We start from the raw sequence: 26,804 nt of genomic DNA, 5'->3' as shown, positions 1-26,804 counted from the left end.
GTTGTAAGCGACTCCCACCTTGCTAGAATCCAGACTCGTTCAAACCTAGTCAGGATGACGATGCTCTACCCCGGAACCATGCATCCGGACATCCGGTAAAGCCGACAAGCCGAATCGGATCTGCAGCCTTCAGGGCTGTCACCGCACGGGCCCCAACCCTGCCCGAATTCTGATCGCCCGCGCGCCTTCTCCAGGTGGAGAGGCATGCTGGCCCTGAGAGTCGAACTGGAGAATCCGCCTTGGGTTGGAACATGAAACAGAACAGGCCTCGCATCGCACACCCCTCAGGCAGCGCTCGATCATGAGCATCCGACGACTCGCCTACCTGCTATTGGCAGCATTCGCCCTGCTTTCAATGTCTGCAGGGGTCTGGCAGTTGGCCGACAGCCGCAAGAAGGTGCTTGCGGTGGAGTGGGTTCAGAATGCGAACCGGCTATCGGACCTGGCACAGCGCGCAAGCGCGCAACTGGCCATGGAGCGGGGCGCCACGGCAACCCTGCTCGCCAGCGCCGATGCGGCGCCCCTCGCGATGCGGGACGAGATCCTGCGGATTCGCAGCGCCGTTGATTTGATCTATCGCCGGATTGCTGCGCACGCGGCGAAGATGACGCATCGAGCACCGGATCACCCGCTGCTCGATCAGTTGGAACGGCTGGATCGGGGACAGCGGGAAATAGAGCTTTTCCGCGCCCGGCTCGATGAGCAGTTGCGAGGCATTCCGCACGGCCTTGCGGCCGAGACCTGGATCGCGCTGATGAGCGAGCAGATCGAGCAGTTGCGCAGTCTGGGCTCGATCGCGACGCTTCCGCTGTCGGGCAATGACTACACCCAGGCCTCTGCGCCCGTCATCAAGGATCAGCTCTTCACCCTGAGCGAGCACCTCGGGCGCGAGCGCGCCCTGATCGGCGTGGCGATCGCGCGCGGCGCCGCCCTTGGAGAACGGGAACTGGAAGCCCTGGAGGCGTACCGGACCATCGCCCTCCACGCCAGGCACCGCATCGAAGCAATCGTCGAGCAGATGCCGCAGACACCCGAGATCGTGCTCGCACGCGAGACCTATCGGACCGAGTTGCTCGACCGCTACGAAGCCCTGCGTGCCCAGATTCTCGCAAGCAGCTCGGGCGGTCAGGCATACCCCATCGACGCGGAGCAATGGTATCGCGGAGCGACAAGCGGCATCGACGCCGTGCTGGGCCTGACAGCCGCCATCAGCGCGCATTTCGAGCGCGAGTTCGGCAGGCTGCGTACACAGGCCGAAAGCACCTGGGCACTGCTGTGTCTGATCGCTTTTGCCATGCTGGTGCTGCTGGTCGTCACCTTGCAGGTATTGCGCCGCAAGGTGTTGCAGCCGCTGCGCACGCTGGATGACGCAGCCGCCACGATCTCCGTGGGCGACCTGTCACACCCCCTGCCGCCCATGCCCGACGATGAACTCGGCCGTCTGGGCCAGACCTTCGAACACATGCGTGAAGCGCTGCTGGCAGACATCACCCGCAGGGAACAGGACGCCCGGCAGCTGAGCCGGTTCAAGTCGCTGATCGAGAGAAGTGCGAGCGCAATGGTGGTGACGAGCCCGGGCGGAATCGTCGAGTACGTCAACGCCAGCTTCGAGACGATGACCGGCTACAGCCCGACCGAATCCATCGGACGCATGGCCGGGTTCTGGGGCTCTGAAACCGGAGCGTCCACCAACCGCCCCAGCCTCTGGGAAACCCTGCGTCAGGGCAGAGCATGGGAGGGCGAATTCCTGAACCGGCGCAAGACCGGCGAGCTCTACTGGGCGTCGGCAAACATCGCGCCCGTTGTGAACGACGACGGCCACATCACGCATTTCATCGGCATCCAGAACGACATCAGCGAACAACGACGGCTGCAGGAACGGCTCAATTTCCTCCTGCACTACGATGAGCTGACCGTCCTGCCCAACCGGAACCTGCTCGAGCTTCGCTTCGTCGCAGCCCGTGAGGAAGCGCAAGGCCAGGGCGGACAGATCGCCGTCATCACCTTCGGGCTGAGTCGCTTCGAGCGCATCAACGACAGCATGGGGCGCGACGTGGGAGACCGGATCCTGCGCGAGTTCGCCTCGCGCCTGGGTCAGCATGCACGTCGCAGTGACATGGTCTCGCGCCATGGAGGCATCGAATTCTCGATGCTGGCGACGGGGCTCAACACCCGCGAGGACCTCCACAAGCGGCTGGCACCGATCATGGAATCGCTGAACCTGCCCTTCCTGATCGATGGAGAGAGCCTGCGGCTGGTGGTGCGCGCCGGCCTGAGCGTGCTCCCCGAGCATGGCGAGTCCCTCGATGTTCTGCTGCGCAAGGCGACGATCGCCCTGCACCACGGCGAACGCTTCGGGCTCGATCACTGCATTTACGCCGAAGAGCTCGACGAGGACGCACGTGAGCGGCTTGCGCTCGAGAACGCCCTGCGGCGCGCCCTCGAGCAGAATGAACTCGAGCTGTATTACCAGCCGAAGGTCGACATGGCTACCGGCAGGCTCGTCGGCATGGAAGCGCTCGCACGCTGGCAGAGCCGGGACACTGGCGAGTGGATTTCACCCGCGCAGTTCATCCCGGTCGCGGAGGAGAGCGGACTCATTCAGCACCTCGGCGCCTGGGCACTGCGCCAGGCCTGCCTGCAGAACTGCGCCTGGCAGGCAGCAGGGCTGCCACCGCTGGTCGTTGCGGTGAACCTTTCACCCGCGCAGTTGCGCCAGCCCGACCTCCCGGAGGTGGTTTCCAGCGTGCTCGCGGAAACCGGGCTCGACCCCGCGCTGCTCGAGCTCGAGCTGACCGAGAGCGCGCTGATGGACTGCCCGGAACAATCAAACGCAGCCCTGACCCGACTGAAGTCGCTCGGGCTGCAGTTGTCGATCGACGACTTCGGCACCGGATACTCCAGCCTGGCGTATCTGGGCAGGTTCCCGGTCGACCAGTTGAAGATCGATGCGAGCTTCGTTCAGAACGCCACGACCGACGCCACGGCCGCGGCAATTTCCACCTCCGTGATCGCCCTCGCACATCAGATGGGACTGAAGGTGATCGCGGAAGGCGTGGAGACGGAAGATCAGCTCATGTTCCTGCATCGGCACGGATGCGATGCGATCCAGGGCTACTACTACAGCCGCCCGGTTTCCGCCGCCGCCTTCGCAGTGCTCGTCGCCAGCGACAAGCGCCTGGCCTTTCCCGACACTCGCCCCGCGGAGCGAACCCTGCTGGCCGTGGACGACGAACCGGCAGTGCTGGCGATGATCTCGCTCGCGCTCGAGAACGAACCCATGCGCGTGCTCACGGCGCGCAGCGCTCGCGAGGCGCTGGAGTTGCTTGCCAGCAACGAAATCCACGTCATCCTCGCCGACGACCGAATGCCGGAGATGAGCGGCACCGAACTCCTCGAGCGCGTGAAGAGCATGTACCCGGACACCGTTCGTATCGTGTTGTCCGGACACGCAGACCCGGGGAAGATACTCAACATCTTCAATAGCGGTTCGGTGTACAAATTCTTCACCAAGCCGTGGGATGCCGCCAGCCTTCGCGAACAGATTCTGGACGCCTTCGCGTATCGCGACGCCCAATCCAGACGGTCGGACAGCGCCTCGGCCCTCGACCGCAGCACGAACATCGCCCACCGGACGGACCGGCAGAAGTGAGCTGCGAGCGCGCGCCGGGCCTCAGACCCGCGCGCTCGGCCGCTCCGCGACACGGTCGCGCCAGTCCTGCAGGTTTGCCAGGCCCTCGGCACCGGGCCGGAACTTCATCAGCCCGCGCGCGAACTCGATGGCGCAGAACGCGGTGATGTCCGCGATGGTGAAGCGCTCCCCGGCCACGAAGGGGCGCGTGGCCAGTTCGGCATCCAGCCAGCGGGCCACCTTGCGCATTTTCTCCCCTTGCGATTCGCCAAATTCCGGAAACTGCGGCTGCTCCAGCGGTGCCAGCCCGGGATGGGTGTGGCGGATGCAGTTGGCGATGGTGCCAAACAGGTAGAGCTCCATGCGGCGGTCGGCCATCTCGATGAAGGCGCGCTCCTCGAAGGTCTCGCCCATCAGGTTCGGCTCGGGGTACACACCCTCGAGGTAGCTGCAGATCGCCCGCGTCTCGCCCAGGTAGCGGCCGTCGTCCAGTTCGAGCACCGGCACCTTGGCCAGCGGGCTCTTGGCGCGGTAGTTGGAGCTGCGGTGCTCGTCGCGAGCGATCTCGACCACCGCCTCCTGAATGCCGCGAATACCCTTCTCGGCAATGAACATCTGAACACGGCGCGGATTGGGCGCACGCGGCGAAACGTAGAGCTTCATCTTCCTTCCTTGAGAACGGCTGGCATCGGTCAGCCCGGAATAGCAGGATGATCGGTCCAAGAAGCTACGCCGGCAAGCACGCCGCAAGCGCTTCTATGCCAACCCACGTAGCGGGCGTGAAGTCCGCCACGATCGCATCCCGAAAGCTGCACGCCACGGCGGCGGGGACACTAGAATCGAACATCCTGTACCGCACGGTCGATCATGAGCACACCCGACTCGAACCTGTTCCACGCCGCGGTCATGCAGTCCTGGAACGCGATCGTGATCACCAGCGCGGACCACGCGGCAGGCTATCCGGTGCTGATCGCGAATCCCGCGTTCTGCAAGATGACCGGCTACACCCTGGACGAGCTCAAGGGGTGCTCGCTGAAGGTGCTGCAAGGTCCGGAAACCGACGCGGCGGTGATCGAGGAGTTGCGCGCCTGCCTGACGGAGGGGCGCTTCTTCGAAGGCACCGCGATCAACTATCGCAAGGACGGCACGACCTACGTCGTGCACTGGAACATCACCCCGATCCGCGACACAGACGGCGTCATCACCCATTTCGTCTCGGTGCAGGAAGACATCTCCGCCTACGTACGCGCCAGCCGCGAAAACCGCCTGCTCGCCCGCGCGCTGGATGCTTCTGGCGACCCGATCATGGTGACCGACGCGCAGGAGCGGATCCTCTTCGCCAACGCCGCATTCTCGAAGACCACCGGCTATCCTGCCGAGGACTTGATCGGCAGCACCCCCACCCTGCTTTGCTCCGGCCGGCACGATCCGGAGTTCTATACGGCCCTCCGCAGGGCGCTTGCGAGCGGACGGGACTTCCGTGCCACCTTCATCAACCGCCGGCGCGACGGATCGCTCTACCACGCCGACCAGAGCATCTCGCCCATTGTCGACGACGCCGGCCAGACCACCCATTACGTGTGCGTAAGCCGGGACATCACCGACCAGGTGGACCGGGAGGAGGCCCTGCTGGAGGCCGCCACACGGGATGCGCTGACCGGCCTGTACAACCGTCGCTACGGAGACCAGCGGCTCGACGACGCCCTGGAACGGGCGGAGGCGCTCGGCCACCCGCTGTCCCTGATCCTCGCCGACATCGACCACTTCAAGCAGATCAACGACCGCTACGGACACCCCGCCGGAGATCGTGCCCTGGAGGAGATCGGGCGCATCCTGCGCCAGGCGGTCCGCAGCCGCGACGCGGTCATCCGCTGGGGTGGCGAGGAGTTCATGATCGTGCTCGAGGACTGCCCCCTCCAGCCGGCCAAAGAGCTTGCAGAACGCATCCGGCTGAAGGTGAGCGAGTACCGCGACGCCACGTTCGGCGGGCTGACGATTTCACTCGGACTCGCCACCTTTGCGGCCGACGAACCGAGGAAGCGGCTGGTCGCCCGCGCCGATGCCGCGCTCTACGACGCCAAGCATGCGGGACGCAACCGGATTTCGGTCGCCGCGCCGCCCCGCGCCGCTTCGGGCTGAAGAGCAAGCGGGCGCCAGGCGCCCACAAGCCCGGGATAACACGGGGCCATCCGCACCGGAGCGTGAAATAACCCTTCTTCGATCAGGTATAAATCCGGCACAATTACGGCAAGGACGGGAGGAAACGGGCCGGGCCGTAACACCCCCGGTGGATCGCCCTCCGAACTTCAGCATGCACACCGTCATTCTCGATCGCAGCGCGCCCCAAGCGGCCACACCCCTGCTCAGCCCCGCCCAGATGCTCGGGCTGGTTGCAGTCATCGGCCTGCTGCATCTCACCGCGGCCTACAGCTTCCTGCTGTTCCATACTCTGGTCGAGATCCTGCGCATCGTCGTGCTCGGCGGCATCTTCGTGCTGGCCTGGCACTCCCGCCGCTGGAGCGCGAACAACTTCCTGCTCATCATCGGCACCGGCACCCTCTTCGTGGCCGGGCTGGAACTGCTGCACACCCTGTCTTACAAGGGATTGAACCTGTTCCCGGGGCGCGATGCCAACCTCCCCACGCAGCTCTGGATCGCCTTCCGCTACCTGGAAGCCGCCTCCTTCCTGTTCGCCGCGCTGGCGATCGGGCGCAGTCACTCACCACACCGCCTGGTGCTCGGCTACGGGTTCATCACCGCTGCGATCGCGGCTGCGGTATTCAGCGGCTACTTTCCCGATTGCTACATCGAAGGCAGCGGGCTCACCCCGTTCAAGGTCTACAGCGAATTCGTGCTCATCGGGCTCTTCGGCCTGAGCCTGGCGATCCTGCTCGCACGACGCGATCACTTCACGCCCCATGTGCTGCAGCTGATCGTGGCCGCGGTCGTCTTCGGCGCACTGACGGAGGTCGCCTTCACGCAGTACGTGGGCGTCTTCGACTACGCCAACGAGGTCGGGCACTACCTGCTGCTGGTGTCGACCTACTTCCTGTACCGGGCAATGCTGGTCACCGGCATCGTCGCTCCGTTCGATCTGCTGTTCCGCAGCCTCAAACAGAACGAAAGCCAGCTCGAGGCCAGGGTCGCCGAGCGTACACGCGCGCTGCGCGAAAGCGAGTCGCTCAACACCGCCTTCCTCGACAACTCGCCCGCAGTGATCTACCTGATCGACCGCACGGGCCGCTATACCCTCGCAAATGCCGCCTTCGAGCGTCTTGCAGGGCGCCCGAAGTGCGACATCCTCGGCAGGACGCCCTTCGACCTGTGGCCTACGGAAACGGCCACGGAACTCGACCGCAACAACCACCTGGTCATTGAAACAGGGGTTCCGATGCTGATCTCCGAGCGTCTCGGCAGCGGCATCGACACCCGCTTCTTCGAAACCAGCCACTTCCCGCTGCTGGACCCGAGCGGCGCAGTCGTCGGCGCGGGTGGCATCGCAACCGACATCACCGAGCACCGCCTGGCCGAAGAGCGCTACGGCATCATGATCCGCACCTCGATGGACGCCTTCGTGCTCATCGACGCCGCGGCGCGCATTCTCGAGGTCAACGACGCCTGCTGCACGCTCACCGGCTACACACGTGAAGAGTTGCTCGGCCTGTCGATCCAGGACATCGAGGCCGCAATGGATACGCAGGCGGTGCACCGCACCATCGAGCATGTCGAGCGCGAAGGGGCGGCCCGCTTCGACAGCGTGCTGCGGCGCAAGGATGGCGAACAGCGCGACATCGAGGTCAGCATCCAGTGCCTGAACCACATCGTTGAAGCACGCCTGTTCTGCTTCATCCGCGACATCACCGAGCGCAAGCGCACGATGGCGCGCATCGATTACCTCGCACACCACGATACGCTCACCGGGCTGCCGAACAAGCGCCTGTTCCAGGAGAAGTTCGCCCCCCTGGCCGCACGAGCCCTCGCCGCACAACGCCGGCTTGCACTCGCCTACGTGGACCTCGACAACTTCAAGAACGTCAACGACACGCTCGGCCACGTCGTCGGGGACAGCCTGTTGCGTGAGGTCGCGCAGCGCCTGAACACCCTGCTCGGAGAAGGCGACCGTCTGTGCCGCATCAGCGGCGACGAGTTCCTGCTCCTGCTCGACAATGTCGGCGACCAGGCCAGCGTCGCCGCGCGCGCCGGGGAGATCCTGAGCCAGATGGCGACACCGGTGCACGTTGACGGACACGAATTGAGCAGCACGGTCTCGGTCGGCCTCGCACTGTTCCCCGAGGATGGCACCGACTTCGACACCCTTTACAAGAAAGCCGACACCGCGATGTTCCAGGCCAAGGCGGCTGGGCGCAATGTGTTCCGCTTCTTCGACGAGGCGATGCACGCCGAGGCGATCGAACGCATCGCCCTGCTCGCCGAACTGCGCGGCGCAATCGAGCGCAACGAACTGCGTCTGCACTACCAGCCCCAGATCGACCTCGAGACCGGGGCGCTGATCGGCGCCGAGGCGCTGTTGCGCTGGGAACGCACGGACCAGCAGATGACGCCGCCCGGGCTGTTCATCCCGCTTGCCGAAGACAGCGGGCTGATCGTACCGATCGGCACATGGGTGCTCCACGAAGCCTGCCGCGAGGCCATGCGCTGGCAGCAGCAGGGCCTGCCGCCCATGGTGGTGGCGGTCAACCTTTCAGCCGTGCAGTTCCACCGCACGGACCTGCTCGAAACGGTCCGCAATGCGCTGGCCCTGTCCGGACTGCCCGCCGCCCGGCTCGAGCTCGAACTCACCGAATCCCTGCTCATCGGCGACACCGACGCAGCGCTCGACACCGTCCGCCAGCTCAAGGCACTCGGCGTTCGGCTGTCCATCGACGACTTCGGTACCGGCTACTCCAGCCTCGCCTATCTCAAGCGCTTCGCGGTCGACAAGCTCAAGATCGACCAGTCCTTCGTGCGCAGCATGGACAAGGAGCCCAGCAACGCCACGCTCGTGCGCACCATCGTGCAGATGGCGCACAACCTCGGCCTGAAAACGATCGCCGAAGGCGTGGAGCACGAGGGTCTGATCGCGCAGTTGCGCAACCTGCAATGCGATGAAGCGCAGGGCTATCACTTCGCACGGCCAATGCCGCCGGACGCATTCGCGTCCTGGGCCACCGCGTTCGCGGCCCGGATCGCAGCCCGCCGCGAGCCCGAGAACGCATGAGCGAAACCCGCCTCACCGCGGTGCGCGGCGAGATCGTCCATTTCCTGGCCGATCCGGCACACGATACGACCGCACTCGTTCACTTCAATGACGGGCTTCTGATCCTGTCTGGCGGTCACATCGCCGAATGCGGCCCGGCCCAGGATCTGCTCCCGCACCTGCCCAGCGGCACACCGGTGGCCGACTACCGTGGCAAGCTGATCCTGCCCGGCTTCATCGACACGCACGTCCACTACCCGCAGACCGACATCATCGCCAGCCATGGCGAACAGCTGCTCGAGTGGCTGGAGAAGTACACCTTCCCCGCCGAGCGCCGTTTTGCAGAACGCGCCCATGCCGACGAGGTGGCAGGCTTCTTCTGTGACGAATTGCTGCGCAACGGCACCACCACTGCATGTAGCTTCGCCACCGTGCATGCGGCTTCGGTGGACGCGCTGTTCGAGGCTGCGCAGGCGCGCAGAATGCGAATGATCACCGGCAAGGTGCTGATGGACCGCAACTGCCCGGACTTCCTGTGCGACACCGCGGCCTCCGGCTACGCCGAATCGAAGGCCCTGATCGAGCGCTGGCACGGTCGTGACCGCCTGCTATATGCGATTACCCCGCGCTTCGTGCCGACCTCCACGCCCGCGCAGTTGGCACTCGCGGGCCAGCTCTTCGCCGAGCATCCAAGCGTGCTGCTGCAGTCCCACGTCGCCGAGAACCGCGCCGAGCTCGAATGGGTCGCCCGACTCCACCCCGAAGCACGCAGCTACCTCGACGTTTACGCACACCACGATCTGCTCGGCAAGCGCGCCCTCTACGCACACTGCATCTGGCTCGACGACACCGATCGCCAGCGCATGGTCGACACCGGCACCGCGATAAGCTTCTGCCCCACCTCGAACCTCTTCCTCGGCTCGGGTCTGTTCGACCTCGCCCGCGCCCGCGAGCGCGGGATTCGGGTGGGCCTGGGCACGGACGTGGGCGGCGGCACCAGCTTTTCGATGCTGCAGACCCTGAACGAGGCCTACAAGGTGCTGCAGCTTGCCGGCCAGTCGCTGTCGGCGGTGGCCGCTTTCCACCTCGCCACACTGGGCGGGGCGCGCAGCCTCTACCTGGACGACCGCATCGGCAACTTCGCGCCTGGAAGGGAGGCGGATTTCGTCGTCCTCGACCCCTGCGCCACGCCCCTGCTCGCACGCCGCAGCGCAGCCTGCAACACGCTGGAAGAGCGCCTCTTCACAATGATGATGCTGGGCGACGACCGCGCGGTCGCGGCCACTTTCGTGCTCGGCGAGGCGGCCTGGCGGCGCGACACGCTGCCCACCTGAGGCAGCAGGGCACCGGCACATCCGCGGCGGGGTGGTAAGCTTCGCTCGAGACTTCGAGCCACCCCGCCCCCGCCCGAACAAACAAGCACCTACGCGGAGATACCAAGCCTTGCACCCGCTTCGGGAATTCAGTCACATCCTGCTGCACGCATTTCGCAACCTGATGCCGATCGTCGTCGTGGTCGCAGTGTTTCAGCTTGCGGTGATCCGGGAAGTGCCGGACGGCTTGCTGTCGATGGCGGGCGGGCTGCTGATCGTCGCGATCGGCGTCGCACTGTTCCTGCAGGGCCTGGAACTCGGGATTTTCCCGATCGGCAAGAACCTGTCGAACGAGTTCGCCAAGAAGGGCTCCTTGCTCCTGCTGATGGTCTTCGGCTTCTGCCTTGGATTCGCCGCGGTGATTGCCGAGCCGGCGCTGATCGCGGTCGCCTCGCAGGCGGAATCCATCAGCGGCGGGCGGATCGACGGCTTCACGCTGCGCGTGCTGGTGGCCCTGTCCGTGGGCGCCGTGGTGGCGCTGGGCGTGGTGCGCACGATCCTCGGCCACTCGCTGCACTGGTACATGATCGTCGGCTATCTGCTGGTGGTCACGGTGACCTTCTTCGCGCCGGAGGAGATCGTCGGCCTGGCCTACGACTCGGGCGGCGTAACTACCTCCGAGGTGACGGTGCCGCTGGTGACCGCGCTCGGCCGGCGCAGGTGGCGTGGCCATCCCGGTCGAGCTGAGCGTCCGCCATGCGGCGCGCATGATGGTGAACATGCGCCTGCGCCGGCTGCTGGTGCTCGACGGCAACGAGCTCGCCGGCATCGTGACCATGAACGACATCGTCACCGACATCCTGAACATGGCCGAAACCGAAACCCCCTGACTGCCTCCTCCGCAGCCCCCAGGAGCGCCGCGAGATGACTGCCCTGCATACCCTGCTCGCCCCGACCGACCTGTCCGCGCTCGCACGCCACGCCGCCCTGCGCGCAGCGATGATCGCCACCGAAACCGGGGCGCGGCTGTGCCTGCAGCATGTGGTGAACATCAACGCGCTCGACAGCCTTCGCCACCTGCTCGACCAGGGGGCGGACGAGATCGAGCGGCGCCTGCTCGACAGCGTGCACGACGACCTCGTGGCGCTTGCTGCGGACATCGCAGCACGCACAGGCATCCCCGCTGAGGTCCGCCTCAGCAGCGGGCCGATCCTCACGGAAATCGCTGCCCACGCCGGCGCCATCGACGCCAGCCTGGTGGTGATGGGCGCGCGCGGCGCAGGTTTCCTGCGCGAGATGCTGATCGGCTCGACGACCGAACGGGTGCTGCACAAGACCCGCCACCCTTTGCTCGTGGTCAAGCAGAGCCCACACGAGCCTTATCGGCGCGTGCTTGTCCCGGTGGATTTTTCCGAGCGCTCGGCGGAGGCGATCCGCATCGCCCAGGACGTGGCGCCGAGCGCCGAGATCTTGCTGCTGCACGCCTTCGACGTGCCGTTCGAGGGCAAGCTGCGTTATGCGGGCGTCGAGGACGCGCAGCTCTCGTCCCTGCGTGTGAATGCCAAGCGCGAAGCGGTGGAGCAGCTCAACGCGCTGATCGATGCGGGCGGCTTTCCCACCGATCGCATCCGCCGCCTGGTGCTGCACGGCGACGCCAGCACCTGCATCCTGGAGGAGGAGCAGCAGCAGGACTGCGACCTGATCGTGATGGGCAAGCGCGGGCGTGGCGCGCTCGAGGAGATGTTGCTGGGCAGCGTCTCCAAGCACATCCTGCTGCAATCCAGCGCGGACGTGCTGATCACGGACCGCGTCTCCGGCGGCTGAGCGCCGCGGGCCTCCTGCATGAGGGGCGCAGGAAGCGGGGCCGGCCGGTTCGCCCTCCCCGGCTCAAGCCATCTCGAGAAAATCTCCCCAGGCTTCGATCGGCATCGGCTTGCCGAACAGATAGCCCTGGTAGAACTCGCAGCCGTGCTGGCGCAGGAAGTCGCGCTGGGCCGGCGTTTCCACGCCTTCGGCCACTACCTCCAGCCCGAGGGCGTGGCTCATCGACAGGACGGCGAGTACGATGGCCTCGCTGCCCTCGTCCTGTGCCATGTCGCGAATGAAGGACTGGTCGATCTTCAGCTGGGCGAAGGGCAGACGCTTCAGGTAGGACAGCGAGGAATAGCCCGTGCCGAAGTCGTCCAGTGCGAACTGGATGCCGAGTGAACGCAGTTGGTTCATGCGGATTACCGTCTCATCCAGGTCGGCGAGGATGGCACTCTCGGTGAGCTCCAGCTTGAGCCGGCTGGGGTCGATGCCGGCGCGCATGACGACTTCCCGCACGCTGGCGACGAAGTCGGCCTGATGGAACTGGCGGGCGCTCACGTTCACCGAGATGCAGAGCGGATGCGTGCGCTCGTCGGACTGCCACACAGCCAGCTGGGCACAGGCGGTGCGCAGGACCCACATTCCGAGCGGAATGATGTGCCCCGTGTCTTCGGCGAGCGGGATGAACTCGGCGGGCGACACCATCCTGCCATCGTCCTGCGGCCAGCGCAGGAGTGCCTCGGCGCCGGTGACGCGGCCGTGACGGTCCACCAATGGCTGGAAGAACAGGCGGAAAGCCTCCTCAGCAAGGGCCTCGTGCAGGCGTGCCTCCATGCGCGCATGGGCATCCACCACCGCCTGCATTTCCGGGCTGAAAAAGCGCACGGTGTTACGCCCGTCCTGCTTCGCCCGGTACAGCGCCACCTCGGCCTGCTTGAGCAGAGTGTCCAGCGAACTTTCGCCATCGAAGAACAGGCTGACCCCGATACTCAGCGTGGCAAAGTGGCGTTCGCTCTCATCCCCGCCGAGCACGTAGGGCGCCTCGAGCACCCGCTGCAGCTTGCGTGCGACGTGCTCAGCGTGGGCGAGCGCCTCAGCCTCGGTACCGCCGATCTGCTCGATCAGCACCGCGAAGTCGTCATCCCCATGACGGGCGACCGTGTCTTCCTCACGCACCCCGCTCCGCAGACGCCTGGCCACCGTACGCAGGAGCTGATCGCCGGCAGCGTGACCCAAGGTGTCGTTGAGCTGGCGGAAACGATCGATGTCGACCAGCATCAGCATGCCCCAGACTTCCTTGCGCGAACTGTTTCGAACCGCCTGGGCGATACGATCGTGCAGCAGGGCCCGGTTGGGCAGCTCCGTGAGGGCATCGTAGTAGGCAAGCCGGTGCAGCAGGGCCTCGGACTGCTTGCGCTGGGTGATGTCCTCCTTGACCGCCACGTAGTGTGTCACGACGCCGGCCGCATCCTTGATCGGCGCGATCGTGGCGAGCTCCAGATAGGTCGATCCGTCCTTGCGCGTATTGTGAAACTCGCCGCGCCAGACCTCTCCGCGTCCGAGCGTTGACCACATGTCTTGGTACGTTGCCTTGGGCGTGAGTCCGGTGTTGAGCACGCGCGGATTGCGACCGACGACTTCATCATGTGCATAGCCGGTGGTGCGCCGGAAGGCGTCGTTGACGTAGAGGATCTGTGCATCGGTGTCGGTGATCACGATCGACTCGGGACTCTGCTCGATCACCATCGACAGCCGCCGCAGTTCGCCCTCGCGCTTCTCGATCTCGACGGCCATGCCGTCCACCCCTGCGGACAGTTCGTCGAGTTCGCTGACCCCCGTGTCGTACCCCACACGTGTGCCAGGGCTGCCGCTCGCGATACGGGCAACGGCATCGCGCACTCGCAGCGCCCACACCTCCACCAGACGATAGATGTAGAAGCGCGCAAGCAGGGCCGAGACGAGGGCCAGACCGGCGATCAGCGACAGATGAAGCTGGAAGCGGTGGTCAACCGCGTCCAGCGAGCGATCCAGCGGCGCGCCGATGGTGAGGAAGCCCGAGTCGGGCGCAAAGTCCGGCGTCGAAACGCCGTACAGGCGGAGCATGCCGTCGAGCCCGGCAAACTGCGCGATCCCGGTTTCCGTCCGCATGACCTGTGTCATCTGTTCCAGCGCGTCCGCCGGGACGACGTGGTCGCGCCAGCGCGAAACATCGGGGTGATGAGCGAGCACATGCCCGGTCGCGCTGATCACGCTCGCCTCCCACTCACGCGGCAGATTGAAGTCCTGGATCAGGCGCTCGAACCAGCCCTGCGTGATCGAGGCAAAAAGCACCGCACGTACCTCACCCGCCTCGGTGGCGAGCGGATACCCGAACACGAGTCCCGGCTTGCCGCTGATGCGCCCGACGATGAACTCCCCGGCGGTGATTCCATGCCCGCCCAGCGCTGCTCGAAACCAGGCGCGATCCGCAACATTGATCGACGCCGCAGCCGGTTCGGCGCTGCAGAACACGCTGCCATCGGGCCGCACCGCGCCAATGTTGGCAAAGCCCTGCACCGAACCCAGCAACCGGCGCGCAATGCCGGTGCAACGCTCGGGGTCCGCATCGCGCAGCTCGTCTGAGCGCGCCATGATCTCCAGAACGAGTACGACCACGCGGTGAGCCGCACGGATCTCGCGGTTCGCGTCTGCGAGCCGGTGTGAAATCTCGGTGTGGATGCTGGCGACCGCCTCCGCACGCCGCTCCTGGTAATCGAGGAGCGCGAACAGCAGGAGCGGGACGACCGCGATCGCGATCGTCAACCACAACCGGAAGCTGAGAGAGTTATGTCGCATCGTTCATGCGGCGCGGAATGCCGGGTTTTCAGCCAATGCAGTACTCGGAAGGGAGCGTGGGCACACTTTGCCCCAATCTGCGGAGTTTGTCTCCTGTCGAGGGCGCTCCCCTGTCAAGAACGTCACGCTGGCACATGCGAATGCGCATGCGGCCAGAAGTGACTCGAAAAATATGACAAAGACCATTTCGGGAAGTTCGCCTTCCCTCCAGTTCCGCCATGACCTTCGACGACCCACCACTCATGCCTTGAGCCGGTAGCCTGTCTTCAGCATCCAGGTCGCCACCGCCACGAATACCGCGAGGAACAGCAGTGCCATCGCCAGGCTCACCCCCACCGCCACATCGGCCGTGCCATAGAAGCTCCAGCGGAAACCGCTCACCAGATACACCACCGGATTGAACAGCGACAGCGTGCGCCAGGCCTCCGGCAGCATGTCGATCGAGTAGAAGCTGCCACCGAGGAAGGTCAGCGGCGTGATGATCAGCAGCGGCACGAGCTGAAGCTTTTCGAAGTTGTCCGCCCAGATCCCGAGGATGAAGCCGAGCAGGCTGAAGCTGAGCGCAGTGAGCAGCAGGAAACCGACCATCCACAGCGGGTGTTCGATGCGCAGCGGCACGAAGAAGGTGGCGGTGGCGAGGATGATGAGGCTGAGCAGGATCGCCTTCGTGGCCGCCGCACCCACATAGCTCAGCACGATCTCGAAGTGCGACACCGGCGCCGACAGGATCTCGTAGATGGTGCGCGAGAACTTGGGAAAGAAGATGCCGAAGGACGCGTTCGACACGCTCTGGGTGAGCAGGTTGAGCATGATCAGGCCGGGTACGATGAAGGCCCCGTAGCTCACCCCTTCCACCTCCGGAATGCGCGCGCCGATCGCCGCGCCGAACACGACGAAGTACAGCGAGGTGGTGATCACCGGGGCCAGCACGCTCTGCAGCAGCGTGCGCTTGGTGCGCGCCATCTCGAAAAAATAGATCGCACGGACTGCGTGCCAGTTCATCTTGCGCCCTCCTTGGCGGGCGTGCCCGCGGCGTCCTTGTTGCGCGGGTCGCCTGCGCCGCCCGGTTCGCGCTCGCTGACCAGGCTGACGAATATTTCCTCCAGCGAGCGCTGGGTCGTGTGCAGGTCGGCAAAGGCGATGCCGGCAGCGGCGAGATCCTGCAGCAGGTGGGCGATCGCCCTCTCGCCGGCCCCCTCGCCGCCCTCGCTGCCCTCGCCCCCCCTGGCCATCTCGTACGCGTAAATGAGCGTGCTGCCGCCCTTACCCAGCGTCAGCCCGTAGTGCGCGAGCGCGGGCGGAACCTCCTGCAGCGGCGCCACCAACTGCAGTGTGAGCTGCTTGCCACCGAGCTTGCGCATCAGCGCGGCCTTGTCCTCGACCAGAATCAGTTCGCCCCGCGCGATCACGCCGATGCGCTCGGCCATCTCCTCGGCCTCCTCGATATAGTGCGTGGTCAGGATCACGGTGACACCGCTGTCGCGCAGCCGGCGCACGAGTTGCCACATGTCGCGGCGCAGTTCCACGTCCACACCGGCGGTGGGCTCGTCGAGGAAGAGGATGCGCGGCTCGTGCGACAACGCCTTGGCGATCAGCACCCGGCGCTTCATGCCGCCCGAGAGCATCATCAGCCGGGCGTCCTTCTTCGCCCACAGCGACAGATCCTTCAGCAGCTGCTCGAGATAGGCCGGGTCGGGCGGCTTGCCGAACAGCCCGCGCGAGAAGCTGACCGTGTTCCACACCGTCTCGAAGGCATCGGTGGTGAGCTCCTGCGGCACCAGGCCCACCAGCGCACGGGCTGCGCGGTAGTCGCACACGATGTCGTTGCCGTCGACGCGCACGCTGCCCGCGCTCGCATTGACCAGGCCACAGACGATGCTGATCAGCGTGGTCTTGCCCGCACCATTGGGGCCGAGCAGCGCAAAGATCTCGCCGCGGCGGATGTCGAGGTCGACACCCTTGAGCGCAGCGAAGCCGGAGGCGTAGGTCTTGGACAGACCGGAGATCGAGATGATGGAAGTCATGGCCCGAAGATAGCAGATCGGCGCACATCGACGGCAGGCGGCTGCGCGAGCGTGCCGCACAGCCGTCGCATCCGGCGCACCGATCACCGCAGGCGGCCGAGTCGCTCGATCAGGTGGTCGCGCAAGGCGCGCAACGCAAGCAGGCCCGCATCGTTGTCGGGGATGGGCGCAGTCGCCCTGCGGCTCATCAGTTCGTGCGCGAGTTCGTGCACCCGGTCGTGCATCGCCAGTGCCTCGTCGAATGCAGGGTCGTTCCCGTGGCGCAGCCTGCCCTCGTCTTCGAGCCACATCCCGAGCGCGCACTGGTCATCGGTCGCAGGCGGCGCAAGCGTCTCGGCGTGCGACAGCAGGTAAGCCTCGATGCGCGCCACCCAGGCGCGATGATGGGCGATCGCGAACATGCGCGGCAGCTCGTCGTACTCGACACGCGGCCGGTCCAGCCAGGACGGACCGGGGCGCCAGCCGCGCACCCAGCCGGGAACGTCATCCGCCGCCATGGGACGGGCGATGCCATAGCCCTGCGCGATCTCGCAGCCCAGATCCAGCAGCAGCTCACCATGGAGAACGGTCTCGACCCCCTCGGCGACCGTCTGCCGGCTGAAGGCGCCCGCGAGGTCGATCACCCCCTCGAGAATCGCCAGATCCTCGGGGTCGTCCAGCATGTCGCGCACGAAGCTGCGGTCGATCTTGAGCGTGTTGGCGGGCAGATTCTTCAGATACGTCAGGGAGCAGTACCCGGTACCGAAATCGTCCAGCGCAAAGCGCACCCCCAGGCTCTGGCAGGCGTGCATGATGCTGGACACTTCCGCGATGTCGTCGAGGGCACTGCTCTCGAGCACCTCGAGCTCGATCTGCTCGGGGCGGACGTGGGGATACGCTTCGAAGCGCTGGCGCAGGCCCGCGACGAAATCCGTCTGCTCCAGTTGGCGCGCGCTCACGTTCACGCTCACGGACAACCGCAGGCCTTGCGCCTGCCAGGAGGACACCTGCGCGAATGCGCTGTCGAGCACCCAGGCACCCACGGCGACTGCGAGCGGATGCTCCTCGATCAGCGGCAGGAAGGCGGCCGGCGGCAGCAGACCGCGCTCGGGGTGACGCCAGCGGATCAAGGCCTCGAGACCCAGCACCGCGCCGGAGCGCATGTTCACCTTGGGCTGGTAGAAGAGCACGAACTCGCCCGCCTGAAGCGCCTGGCGGATACGCTCGCGCCCCTCGTGGCTGTCACGCACGGCGCGGTCCTGCTCGGCGTCGAACAAATAGTAGCGGTCCTTGCCCTGAAGCTTCGCCTGGTACATGGCCTGATCGGCCTGGCGCAGCAGTTGGTCCGCGTCGACGGGGTCTGCCTGCGGGAAGAAGGTGACCCCCAGGCTGGCAGAGACGCGCAGTTCGCAGTCTTCCTCCACCCAGGGCGCGGACGCGGCCTCGAGCAGACGGTTGAGCAAGGGCACACACGCCTCGACCGTCGGCATGTCCTGCAGCACGGCGACGAACTCGTCACCGCCGAGCCGGGCCAGCGTGTCGCCCTCTCGCAGCACCGCATGCATGCGCTGGGATACGCCCATCAGCAGGCGGTCACCCATGTCGTGCCCGTGCCGGTCATTGACCGCCTTGAAGCCATCCAGGTCGAGATAGACGATGGCCAGCCGGGTGCCGCGCCGCAAGCTCATCACCATGCTCTGGTGCAGCCGGTCGGCGAGCAGGCTGCGATTGGCGAGACCGGTGAGCGCGTCGTAGTGCGCGATGCGCTCGAGCTGCTGCTGGTGCGATTTCTGCGCGGTGATGTCGCTGAACAGGGCCACGTAGCACTGGATGCGGCCGTTGTCATCGCGCACGGCGCTGATGGTCAGCAACTCCGCATACAGGCTGCCATCCTTGCGCCGGTTCCAGATCTCGCCGTGCCAGTGGCCGTGCTCATGCAGCGCCTGCCACATCTGCGCGTAATGCTCGGGCTTCTGTCGTCCCGACTTCAGCATACGGGGGTTCTGTCCGAGCAGTTCCTCGCGCGCGTAGCCCGACAAGCGGCAGAAGGCGTCATTGACCTCGAGGATGGTGCCGTCGGCGTCCGTGATCGAGATGCCCTCGCGCGCGTAGGTGAACACCATTGCCAACTGGCGCAGCTCGGCATTCGAGCGCGTCAGCTCGGCGGTACGCTCGCTCAGGCGGGCCTCCGCCGCTTCGCGCCGCGCCACCTCGGCGGCCAGCGCGGCATTGTCGGCCTCGAGCCGGGAGCGGTGTTGCACAGCCGTCCTGATGTCCGAGCGCAGGCGCTCGGCCCGGCGGCGCTGGCGTAGAAAGGCCAGCCATAGCGCCACGAGCGCCAGCGGGAAAGCCATCATCATGCCGATCACGGCCGTCGAGATCACCTGCCCGCGCGCATCCTCGCGCGCGATCAGGGTGAGCACGGACAACTCGGTGCGCGGTACCTGCGCACGCACCAGCAACATGTCGGGCGCAAGCCCTGGCGTATCCGCAAGCATCGCTGCAGGCACAACCGCGCCGGCTTCGGCGGCCGCGAGCGCCTGCAACGCGCCGGGCGCCAGCACAAGCGCCGGCGCGGACGAGGCCAGCGGTGCGCCGCCAAGGCCAAGCACCAGCTCGGCATAGCGCACCGCCTTCTGCTCCAGCCCACGCTCGCCCTCTCGCGCCTCGATCAGCAAGGCACCCAGCGTATCGAGACTGCCAACTGCAACCAGGAACGCGCGCGGCGCACCGCGGAACAGCACCGGCGCCACGATCTCGAAACACCGGTTGCCACAGTCCATGCGCAGTCGCGGCCCATCGAGGTCCGTGAGCATGGGCGACCGCTGCGGCGCGTCCCCCGCGGCGGCCAGCACCCCGCCGGAGCCTTCGATCAGGCGCAGGCTGCGGAACACCGGCACGTCACGCAACCTCGCCTCACGCAGTTGCTCGGCAAGTCGCCGGTCGATCGCGTCCAGACTGGCATTCAGGCCATAGCGGGGCGACATGCCGAGGTCGGCGTTGACGAAGTAGTCTTCGATCTCACGCACCGAGGCGATCTGTATCACGTTGCGGATGCGCTCATCGATGAAGTCGGAGATCACTGCGGCACGCCGCTCGGTGTCCGCCACCAGCCGCCGCTCGGTCACCTCGCGCAGCACGCTCTGCGACGCCAGCACGTTCCACAGCAGCACCGCCGCATAGGCCACGAACAGGCCGAGGATCACCAGCGGCGTATGCCTGCAGAGCAGCAGCGCACGCAATCGGTTCATCGACATGCTTCCAGATCCGGCCGTCAACGCGGCACACTCGCGAAGAAGTCGGGAAAATAGCGCCGGATGCCCGGGTAGTATTTGTCCACCAGGGCGTCATACTCGCCACTTGCCTTCAGTGCGGCGAGGTAGGCGTTGAAGGCGTCGCGCAGCGCCGGTGCATCGGGCGGGAACGCCGCGGCGAGCGCCTGCTCCTCCGAGATCGGCCCCAATACCTTGATGCGGCCAGCCCACATGCGCAGATCGAGAATGGCGTCGGGCACGTCGAGCAGCGTAAACTCCGCGTCGGCGTTGAGCAGCGCCGGCACCATCTCGTTGAGGTTGGTGCTGCGGGTGTAGGCACGCAGGTCGATACCCACGCCTTCCAGCCCGTAATTGGCCGGATCGAGGCAGGTGCCCGTCATCACCAGCAAGCTCTTGCCGGCGATCAGGGCCCGGGTTTCCAGAATGTCGGCGGCGAGATCGTCGCTGCCCGCGATCGGCCTGACCGGAGACTGCGCGCTCGCCACCAGCAGGACCTGCGAGGGAAAGGTGGGCGCAGAGAACAGCAGCACCGCCTCGCGCCATGGCAGCACGGTGAAGCCCGCGGCGATCACGTCGCCGCGCACCGGATAAGCCCCTTCCAGGCGCACCGAATCCCCTTCGCGCACGACCTCACGCCCAAGCAGGTCGCGGATGACCGAGTAGAAGTCGGAATACACCAGCGTGTAGCGCACGCCGATGTGGGCCGCGAAGCCCCGCATCAACTCGACATCGAAACCGTCGCCGCTGCCGGTGACAAAGTTTGCGTAGCGGATTCCAAGGTGACGGAGCTCGCCGCGTGCACGAATCTCGTCCAGATCCGCAGCCGGGGCGGGCAGCGCCATGAAAAAACCGAGAAGCAGGGGCAAGACACGGCGAAGCATGCGAAGCATGGAGAGGATTCCACGGAGAGGTGACGAAGGCGCCGCGGCATTTTCGCGGATAACGCACTTTCGCAACATGGCCGACTGCTCGGCCGATTGCCCGTATTGGGCGCGCGCCCTCACCCGACGCGGTCGCCGCCTCCGCGCTTGGCTTCGTACAGCGCCCGGTCCGCGGCCTTGAGCATGTCCTCGGCGCTGTGCATCGAGGGCTCGATCTCCGCCACCCCGACGCTCACCGCCCCGCTCCAGCATTCCTGCCCGAGGGCGTTGATGTGAGGGCGGCGCGAAGCGACGATCTTGCTGGCCACCTGCCGCGCACCGGCGCGGTCGCTGCGCGGACAGATGACCAGAAACTCGTCGCCGCCGAGGCGGCACACGATGTCGCTGGTACGCACGGCGTCGCGCAGTCGCTGACCAAGCGCGCGCAGCACGGCATCGCCCTCGGCATGTCCGTAGGTGTCGTTGACGCCCTTGAAGCGGTCGGCATCCAGCAGCAGCACCGACAGCGGCGTGCCGTCCCGACAGGCCTCTTCCCACAGCGCCTCGAGCGCGGTGACGGCGTGGCGCCGGTTGGGCAGACCGGTGAGGTCGTCATGGTAGGTCAGCACGTGCAGGCGCTCGTTTGCACGCGCGAGCTCCGCGGTGCGCTCGGTGACGCGTTGCTCCAGCGTGCGGTTGAGTTCGGCGAGCTCGCGGTTACGCTCGGAGACCATCGCCAGCAGCCCGTTCAGGGCACCGAGCAGCGGTTCGGTCGAGGCCTCGCGCTGGCGCTGCTCAAGCTCGGCTTCGAAGGCCTCCGGCGCGCCGAGCCCATTCTCCATCAGCCGCAGCTGCCGCGCCATCGACTGATCGACCCCGAGGATGTGGTGAGCAAGCCAGTTGACCAGATAGCCGACCTCCATCCGCACCGTCTGCTCCCGCTGCGGTCCCTTGGCATCCTCGGCCGCGCCCATCGCATGAAGCTCGTCGATGAAGCGCTGGTGCTCCCCGCGGTGGAAGTCGACATGGCGCGGGTCGATGCCCGCCGCGATGAACATGGCCTCCTCGTCACCGAAGTGCGTTTGGCTGTACTCGATCAGCTCGGCACGGGCCGCATCGATCTGTGCCTGCGAAACCCCGCCCTCCCCCATCAGCAGGCCACCGAGGCGGTTGATCAGGTCGACCAGGCGGCGGTGCTGCCGGTCAACATCGGGAAGGTCGGTCATGAAGGCATCCGACCACTTGAATAGTTCGCTCATTCTGGCACTCCATTGAGCCCGGCGCTGGTAAGCCCGGGCGATTCCTTCAGCCGCCGCTGCGGCCGTAGTGTTCGATTGCCGGACCGATCGCGTCAAGCGGCAGCACCCTGCCGGCCGCGCCCCGGCGGATGGCCTCCTTGGGCATGCCGAACACCACACAACTGGCCTCGTCCTGGGCGATGGTCTGCGCGCCGGCATCGAACATCTCGCGCAGCCCGCGGGCGCCATCGTCGCCCATGCCCGTCATGATGACGCCGAGCGCCCTGCGCCCTGCGTACTTGGCGACGGAATTGAACAGCACATCGACCGAGGGGCGGTGGCGGTTGACCGGCGGCCCGTCACGCACCTCGACCACATAGTGCGTACCGCTGCGGCGCACCGACATCTGCCGCCCGCCCGGCGCGATCAACGCACACCCGGGGCGCACGCTCATGCCGTCCTCCGCCTCGAGCACCTCGAGCTTGCACAGCTGGTTGAGGCGCTGGGAGAACAGTGCGGTGAACTTTTCCGGCATGTGCTGCACCACGACGATACCCGGCATGGTGAGCGGCAGATTGCGCAGCACGGCCTCCAGCGCCTGCGTGCCGCCGGTTGAGGTGCCGATCGCGATGATGCGGTCGCCGACCTCTGGCCGGGCTTCGCGCGCATGCGCATTTCCAGCCTGCACCGGGTTTGTGCGCGCGGCGGAGGGTCCGTCGGTCGACACCGCCCGAATCGGTCTGTGATCGTCCATCTCCATGCTCAGGCCCGCCGATAAATCGTCGGACGCTCCTGGCGCAGGCCGACGTTGAGGCCGTTCAAGCTCTCCGAGTGGCCGATGAGCAACCAGCCATCGGGGCGCATCTGGCGCGCAACGCGTTCGACGATGCGCTGTTTGGTGGGCGTATCGAAATAGATCAGCACATTGCGCAGGAAGACCACATCGAAATCACCGAGACTCCCGAGGTTCTCGTTCAGATTGACCTGTGCGAAGCGCACCCGCCTGCGCAGGGCGGCGTCAATCTGCAGCGTCTGCTCGCCGCCCGTGTTGTCGAGCCGACAGAAACGGCGCAGGTAGTCCTTGGGAATACCGTCGATGCGGTTGGTGGTATAGACGCCTGCGCGGGCCTTCTCGACCACCTGGCGGCTGATGTCGGAAGCGAACACCTCCCACGCCGAAGCCACGCCAAGCCGGTCGGCAAGCACCATGGCAATGCTGTAGGCCTCTTCGCCGGATGAACTCGCCGCACTCCAGATCCGCGGCGGCCTGGCACGCTGCTGAAGCTCAGGCAACACGGTGGCGGTGAGAAAATCGAAGTGCTTGGGCTCGCGGAAGAAATAGGTCTCGTGCGTGGTCAGCAGATCCACCATTCGATCGAACTCGTCGGCCGACTTGCGATCGGAAACCACCGCGAAATACTCGCCGAAGCTCTTCAGCCCAAGCGCGCGCAGCCTGCGCGCCAGCCGCCCGCTCACCAGGCTCTTCTTCTGCGGCGACAGATCCACGCCAGCGACCCGCCGCATCAGCGTGCGGAACTGCTCGAACTCGTGCTCGGTGATCGAAATTTCCGACATGGATGGCCCTTTCCGACAAGACCGTAGTGTACGCGCCGGATGGCGGTGCAGGGTGTGCCGTAGTGCGCACGCGGGCGCAACGGAGCCGTGCTTGAGTTACCCCAGCGTCGCCGTGGCAAGCTTGGCGCCGAAGCCGATGAACACCCCGCCCACCCCCGCGGTCGCCCCGGCCGCGGCACGGCGGTGACGGCGGAACTGCGCCGCGAGACGGGCGCCCGCGAAGATGAGCACCGACAGGTAGAGCAGGCTGCAGACCTGCACGATCACGCCCAGGATCACGAAGGACAGCGCCGGGTGGCCGTAAGCGGGGTCGACGAACTGGATGAAGAAGGACACGAAGAACAGGATCGCCTTGGGGTTCATCAGGCTGATCAGCAGCGCGGTGCGGAAGGGGTGTGGCGTGCTGCGCACCGGCGGGTAGTCCGGCTTGCCGTCGCCGACCGCTGCGGCGGTTTCGTCCCCCCGCCGCCAGGTGGCGAGCGCACCGCGCAGCAGACTCAAGCCCACCCAGGCCAGGTAGGCCGCACCGGCGTACTTGATGACCATGAACAGTTCGGGCGTGGCGCGCAACACCGAAGCCATGCCGGTGACCGCCAGCAGCATCAGGAGGGTGTCACCGACGAAGATGCCGGCCGCGCCCCGGTAGCCGGCGCGCACGCCCCAGCGCGAGGCAGCCGCCATCACGTAAAGCGAGTTGGGCCCGGGCAGCAGCACGATGAAGATGGTGCCGAGGACGAAGGTGAAGAGGTCGGTGATGCCGTAGAACATGGCCGGAGCGCTGCACGAAGACGGGTGGGGAGCCACTTTGCCACGCCGCTCATGCGTTCGCCAGTCGTGCACTCGGATGCAGCCAGTTCCGCACTCCTTGTCTGCCGCCCAGCTAAAAGTTTAGATATGATCGACTACTCATTCGGGTATAAAGTATTCTTATACGAGCGCTGCGAAAGTTCGGCATGCCGAAAGAGGCGATTCGCCTCGGTGCGGCCGATAGCGTCGTTCCACTGCACCAGATTCCGGAGATGGTGTTGCGCAAGAGCGCCCAGTAGCGCGTCGCACAGGAAATCCGAACCCGTCTTGCAGCAAGCGCGCGCCGCCCGGCCTTACCCGTCGCTGCGCGCGGCCCGGCTGCTTTGAATCAGGGCCCACAGACTCACCAGCCCCAGCGCACCGACGATAAGCGCTATGCCGGCGAATTCTGCCGCCGTCGGGCGTTCGCCGAGCTCGATCCAGCCCGCCAGCACGCCGACGAGGGGAACCCCCAGCACCGAGAGCCCCGCCATCCCCGCAGACAGGTGCTGGAGGATGTACAGCCACAGCACCCAGGCGAGCCCGGTCGCGAATACGGCGTTAAAGACCAATGCGCCGAAGAAGTACGGCGACGGTTCGATCGGCCGCGAGGGATGCAGCCCCGCGAAGACGCACAGCGCGATCGCGCCGAACAGCATCTGCCACGCAGTGAGCGCGAGCAGATCGAACTTGTGCCTCTGGCGCATGCGCTTGGCGAGCACCGAAGAGGCCGCCCAGATCGCGCCGGCCAGAACGGCCAGCAGATTGCCAAGCACCGAGCCCCCCAGCGACCAGGGTTCGAGCACCAGCACCAGCCCACTGGCTGCCAGCGCGATGCCCAGCCACTGCACGCCGCGCACGCGCTCGCCCAGGGCGAGCCAGGCCATCGGGAGCACCCAGAACGGCATGGTGTAGACGAGCACTGCAGTCTTGCCCGCACCCGCGGTCACCAGCGCCCACTGGATGAGCGCGGTGAAAGCCCCCGTCTGCAGCAGGCCGAGCAACACGACCTCACGCCAGGCCTCGATCGTCATTGGCCGCCGGAGCAGCGCGAGCACCCCGAACAGCGTGAGCGCGCCGAACGCGGCGCGGATGGCAGAGAAATCGAAGGGATCGACGTAGTCGATCACCTGCTTCATGACGACCCAGTTGTATCCCCAGATCAGGGAAAGCGCGACGAGCGCAAGCAAGGCAATGCGGGATGCGCCGGGCGCGGACATCGATCCTCCAGAAGGAAAATGCCGCGACACCCCGGTCGGGCGGCGCGGCGTTTCAGGTGCCGTCGGCTGCGTGCGGATACAGCGCCAGGCAGCGGCAGGCAGCGGCTTCGGACTCGGATTATGCGCCCGCACATGGCAAGATGCGAACCCACGCAGTACAACCGACGCAGCACGTACAGAGCGCCCTCCGTCTCACCCGCGCCCCTGTGCACGAAGCGCCTTCGGGCTGCGAGTGAGCCCCGAAAGAAGGAAGCGCATGCCCAAGTTCGACGCCAACCTGACCCTGCTCTTCAACGATTTACCCTTCCTCGCGCGCTTCGAGGCGGCTGCGGAAGCGGGCTTTCGCGGGGTGGAATTCCAGTTCCCCTACGCCTTCGACCGGAACGAGATCGCCGACCGGCTGCACGCGAACGGCCTGGTGGCGGTGCTGCACAACCTCCCTGCGGGCGACTGGGATGCGGGCGAGCGCGGCATTGCATGCCACCCGGGCCGGGTGGGCGAATTTCAGGACGGCGTCGGGCGCGCGATCGAGTACGCCACGGCGCTCGGTTGCGCACGGCTCAACTGCCTCGCGGGGGTCCCGCCTGCCGATCTGGCCCCGGCTCAGGCGCACGAGATCCTCGTCGCCAACCTGCGCTTCGCCGCACGCGAGCTGAAGGCGGCCGGCATCCGCCTGCTGATCGAACCGATCAACACCTTCGACATCCCCGGCTTCCACCTGCATCACAGCGCGCAAGCCATCGCGCTGATCGATGCAGTGGGCGCGGACAACCTCTTCCTGCAATACGACGTGTATCACATGCAACGCATGGAAGGCGAACTCGCCAACACGATCGCCCGGCACCTGCCGCGCATCGGGCACATCCAGATCGCCGACACGCCAGGCCGGCACGAGCCGGGCAGCGGCGAGATCAACTACCCCTGGCTGTTCGACTTCATCGACCGCATCGGCTACACGGGCTGGATTGGCTGCGAATACCGCCCAGCGGCCGGCACCCGCGACGGCCTGGCGTGGATGCACTCAGCGACGACCGGCCGGGCCCGGTCCGACTGACCTCCGGC

At 66.2% G+C, this 26,804-nt stretch carries 18 protein-coding genes; 7 read left to right on the top strand and 11 right to left on the bottom strand.

All coding sequences use genetic code 11. From position 1 onward, the window contains the following. Window positions 1-301 precede the first annotated feature (301 nt). Entirely contained in the window at window positions 302-3,652 is a 3,351-nt protein-coding gene (locus ACUH78_RS08490) for an EAL domain-containing protein (RefSeq protein WP_445333233.1), read from the top strand. A gap of 21 nt (window positions 3,653-3,673) precedes the next feature. On the opposite strand, the gene ACUH78_RS08485 is transcribed toward ACUH78_RS08490, so the two are convergent. Further along, window positions 3,674-4,294, bottom strand: a complete 621-nt coding sequence (locus ACUH78_RS08485) for a glutathione S-transferase family protein (protein ID WP_445333232.1) — start codon at window positions 4,292-4,294, stop codon at window positions 3,674-3,676. Between the two features lie 204 nt (window positions 4,295-4,498). Here ACUH78_RS08485 and ACUH78_RS08480 point away from each other — a divergent pair, with 204 nt between their 5' ends. From ACUH78_RS08480 to ACUH78_RS08460, 5 genes are all read left to right on the top strand, one after another. Beyond that, window positions 4,499-5,770 (top strand): sensor domain-containing diguanylate cyclase, encoded by a 1,272-nt coding sequence (locus ACUH78_RS08480; RefSeq protein ID WP_445333231.1) that lies wholly within the window; start codon window positions 4,499-4,501, stop codon window positions 5,768-5,770. Window positions 5,771-5,942: 172 nt separating this feature from the next. Then, window positions 5,943-8,849, top strand: coding sequence for a bifunctional diguanylate cyclase/phosphodiesterase (locus ACUH78_RS08475; RefSeq protein ID WP_445333230.1), 2,907 nt, complete (start codon window positions 5,943-5,945; stop codon window positions 8,847-8,849). Beyond that, the gene (gene guaD, locus ACUH78_RS08470) at window positions 8,846-10,162 is read left to right on the top strand and encodes a guanine deaminase (protein WP_445333229.1); all 1,317 of its coding nucleotides are present in this window, start codon (window positions 8,846-8,848) and stop codon (window positions 10,160-10,162) included. The genes ACUH78_RS08475 and guaD overlap by 4 nt, the downstream gene beginning before the upstream one ends. A 163-nt stretch (window positions 10,163-10,325) precedes the next feature. Then, entirely contained in the window at window positions 10,326-11,069 is a 744-nt protein-coding gene (locus ACUH78_RS08465) for a DUF1538 domain-containing protein (protein WP_445333228.1), read from the top strand. Further along, window positions 11,066-11,965 (top strand): universal stress protein, encoded by a 900-nt coding sequence (locus tag ACUH78_RS08460; protein ID WP_445333227.1) that lies wholly within the window; start codon window positions 11,066-11,068, stop codon window positions 11,963-11,965. The genes ACUH78_RS08465 and ACUH78_RS08460 overlap by 4 nt, the downstream gene beginning before the upstream one ends. A gap of 63 nt (window positions 11,966-12,028) precedes the next feature. Here ACUH78_RS08460 and ACUH78_RS08455 read toward each other — a convergent pair whose 3' ends face one another. The 10 genes from ACUH78_RS08455 to ACUH78_RS08410 all read right to left on the bottom strand — a co-directional run bounded on the left by ACUH78_RS08455 (window position 12,029) and on the right by ACUH78_RS08410 (window position 25,742). Beyond that, window positions 12,029-14,785 (bottom strand): bifunctional diguanylate cyclase/phosphodiesterase, encoded by a 2,757-nt coding sequence (locus tag ACUH78_RS08455; protein WP_445333226.1) that lies wholly within the window; start codon window positions 14,783-14,785, stop codon window positions 12,029-12,031. 240 nt (window positions 14,786-15,025) lie between these two features. Beyond that, the gene (locus ACUH78_RS08450; protein WP_418363452.1) at window positions 15,026-15,787 is read right to left on the bottom strand and encodes an ABC transporter permease; all 762 of its coding nucleotides are present in this window, start codon (window positions 15,785-15,787) and stop codon (window positions 15,026-15,028) included. Further along, entirely contained in the window at window positions 15,784-16,809 is a 1,026-nt protein-coding gene (locus ACUH78_RS08445; protein ID WP_445333225.1) for an ABC transporter ATP-binding protein, read from the bottom strand. The genes ACUH78_RS08450 and ACUH78_RS08445 overlap by 4 nt, the downstream gene beginning before the upstream one ends. An 83-nt stretch (window positions 16,810-16,892) precedes the next feature. Further along, window positions 16,893-20,045, bottom strand: a complete 3,153-nt coding sequence (locus tag ACUH78_RS08440; RefSeq protein ID WP_445333224.1) for an EAL domain-containing protein — start codon at window positions 20,043-20,045, stop codon at window positions 16,893-16,895. A 17-nt stretch (window positions 20,046-20,062) separates the two neighbouring features. Then, window positions 20,063-20,953, bottom strand: a complete 891-nt coding sequence (locus ACUH78_RS08435) for a transporter substrate-binding domain-containing protein (protein WP_445333223.1) — start codon at window positions 20,951-20,953, stop codon at window positions 20,063-20,065. 110 nt (window positions 20,954-21,063) lie between these two features. Beyond that, window positions 21,064-22,182, bottom strand: a complete 1,119-nt coding sequence (locus ACUH78_RS08430; RefSeq protein ID WP_445333222.1) for a GGDEF domain-containing protein — start codon at window positions 22,180-22,182, stop codon at window positions 21,064-21,066. 46 nt (window positions 22,183-22,228) lie between these two features. Next, window positions 22,229-22,915 (bottom strand): chemotaxis protein CheB, encoded by a 687-nt coding sequence (locus ACUH78_RS08425; protein ID WP_445333221.1) that lies wholly within the window; start codon window positions 22,913-22,915, stop codon window positions 22,229-22,231. A gap of 8 nt (window positions 22,916-22,923) precedes the next feature. Next, complete coding sequence (locus ACUH78_RS08420; protein ID WP_445333220.1) at window positions 22,924-23,736, bottom strand: CheR family methyltransferase; 813 nt, start codon at window positions 23,734-23,736, stop codon at window positions 22,924-22,926. Between the two features lie 96 nt (window positions 23,737-23,832). Continuing rightward, window positions 23,833-24,504, bottom strand: coding sequence for a leucine efflux protein LeuE (gene leuE, locus ACUH78_RS08415; protein ID WP_445333219.1), 672 nt, complete (start codon window positions 24,502-24,504; stop codon window positions 23,833-23,835). Between the two features lie 332 nt (window positions 24,505-24,836). Next, entirely contained in the window at window positions 24,837-25,742 is a 906-nt protein-coding gene (locus tag ACUH78_RS08410; RefSeq protein WP_418363459.1) for a DMT family transporter, read from the bottom strand. A gap of 256 nt (window positions 25,743-25,998) precedes the next feature. Between ACUH78_RS08410 and hyi the strand changes: the two genes are divergently transcribed. Next, window positions 25,999-26,796: a hydroxypyruvate isomerase gene (gene hyi, locus ACUH78_RS08405; RefSeq protein WP_445333218.1), complete on the top strand. Its 798-nt coding sequence runs from the start codon at window positions 25,999-26,001 to the stop codon at window positions 26,794-26,796. Window positions 26,797-26,804 lie beyond the last annotated feature (8 nt).

It is taken from the genome of Thauera sp. ZXT1-4 (assembly GCF_052598215.2).
Note: the sequence above shows the minus strand (reverse complement) of the source record. Positions and strands in the feature narration are given on the sequence as shown.

Coding starts and splice junctions, on each gene's coding strand:
- ACUH78_RS08480 (WP_445333231.1), top strand. CDS start 4,499: ATGAGCACACCCGACTCGAACCTGTTCCACGCCGCGGTCATGCAGTCC.
- ACUH78_RS08485 (WP_445333232.1), bottom strand. CDS start 4,294: ATGAAGCTCTACGTTTCGCCGCGTGCGCCCAATCCGCGCCGTGTTCAG.
- ACUH78_RS08445 (WP_445333225.1), bottom strand. CDS start 16,809: ATGACTTCCATCATCTCGATCTCCGGTCTGTCCAAGACCTACGCCTCC.
- ACUH78_RS08475 (WP_445333230.1), top strand. CDS start 5,943: ATGCACACCGTCATTCTCGATCGCAGCGCGCCCCAAGCGGCCACACCC.
- ACUH78_RS08425 (WP_445333221.1), bottom strand. CDS start 22,915: ATGGACGATCACAGACCGATTCGGGCGGTGTCGACCGACGGACCCTCC.
- hyi (WP_445333218.1), top strand. CDS start 25,999: ATGCCCAAGTTCGACGCCAACCTGACCCTGCTCTTCAACGATTTACCC.
- ACUH78_RS08430 (WP_445333222.1), bottom strand. CDS start 22,182: ATGAGCGAACTATTCAAGTGGTCGGATGCCTTCATGACCGACCTTCCC.
- ACUH78_RS08450 (WP_418363452.1), bottom strand. CDS start 15,787: ATGAACTGGCACGCAGTCCGTGCGATCTATTTTTTCGAGATGGCGCGC.
- ACUH78_RS08455 (WP_445333226.1), bottom strand. CDS start 14,785: ATGCGACATAACTCTCTCAGCTTCCGGTTGTGGTTGACGATCGCGATC.
- guaD (WP_445333229.1), top strand. CDS start 8,846: ATGAGCGAAACCCGCCTCACCGCGGTGCGCGGCGAGATCGTCCATTTC.
- ACUH78_RS08435 (WP_445333223.1), bottom strand. CDS start 20,953: ATGCTTCGCATGCTTCGCCGTGTCTTGCCCCTGCTTCTCGGTTTTTTC.
- ACUH78_RS08460 (WP_445333227.1), top strand. CDS start 11,066: ATGACTGCCCTGCATACCCTGCTCGCCCCGACCGACCTGTCCGCGCTC.
- ACUH78_RS08465 (WP_445333228.1), top strand. CDS start 10,326: ATGCCGATCGTCGTCGTGGTCGCAGTGTTTCAGCTTGCGGTGATCCGG.
- ACUH78_RS08440 (WP_445333224.1), bottom strand. CDS start 20,045: ATGTCGATGAACCGATTGCGTGCGCTGCTGCTCTGCAGGCATACGCCG.
- ACUH78_RS08420 (WP_445333220.1), bottom strand. CDS start 23,736: ATGTCGGAAATTTCGATCACCGAGCACGAGTTCGAGCAGTTCCGCACG.
- ACUH78_RS08410 (WP_418363459.1), bottom strand. CDS start 25,742: ATGTCCGCGCCCGGCGCATCCCGCATTGCCTTGCTTGCGCTCGTCGCG.
- ACUH78_RS08490 (WP_445333233.1), top strand. CDS start 302: ATGAGCATCCGACGACTCGCCTACCTGCTATTGGCAGCATTCGCCCTG.
- leuE (WP_445333219.1), bottom strand. CDS start 24,504: ATGTTCTACGGCATCACCGACCTCTTCACCTTCGTCCTCGGCACCATC.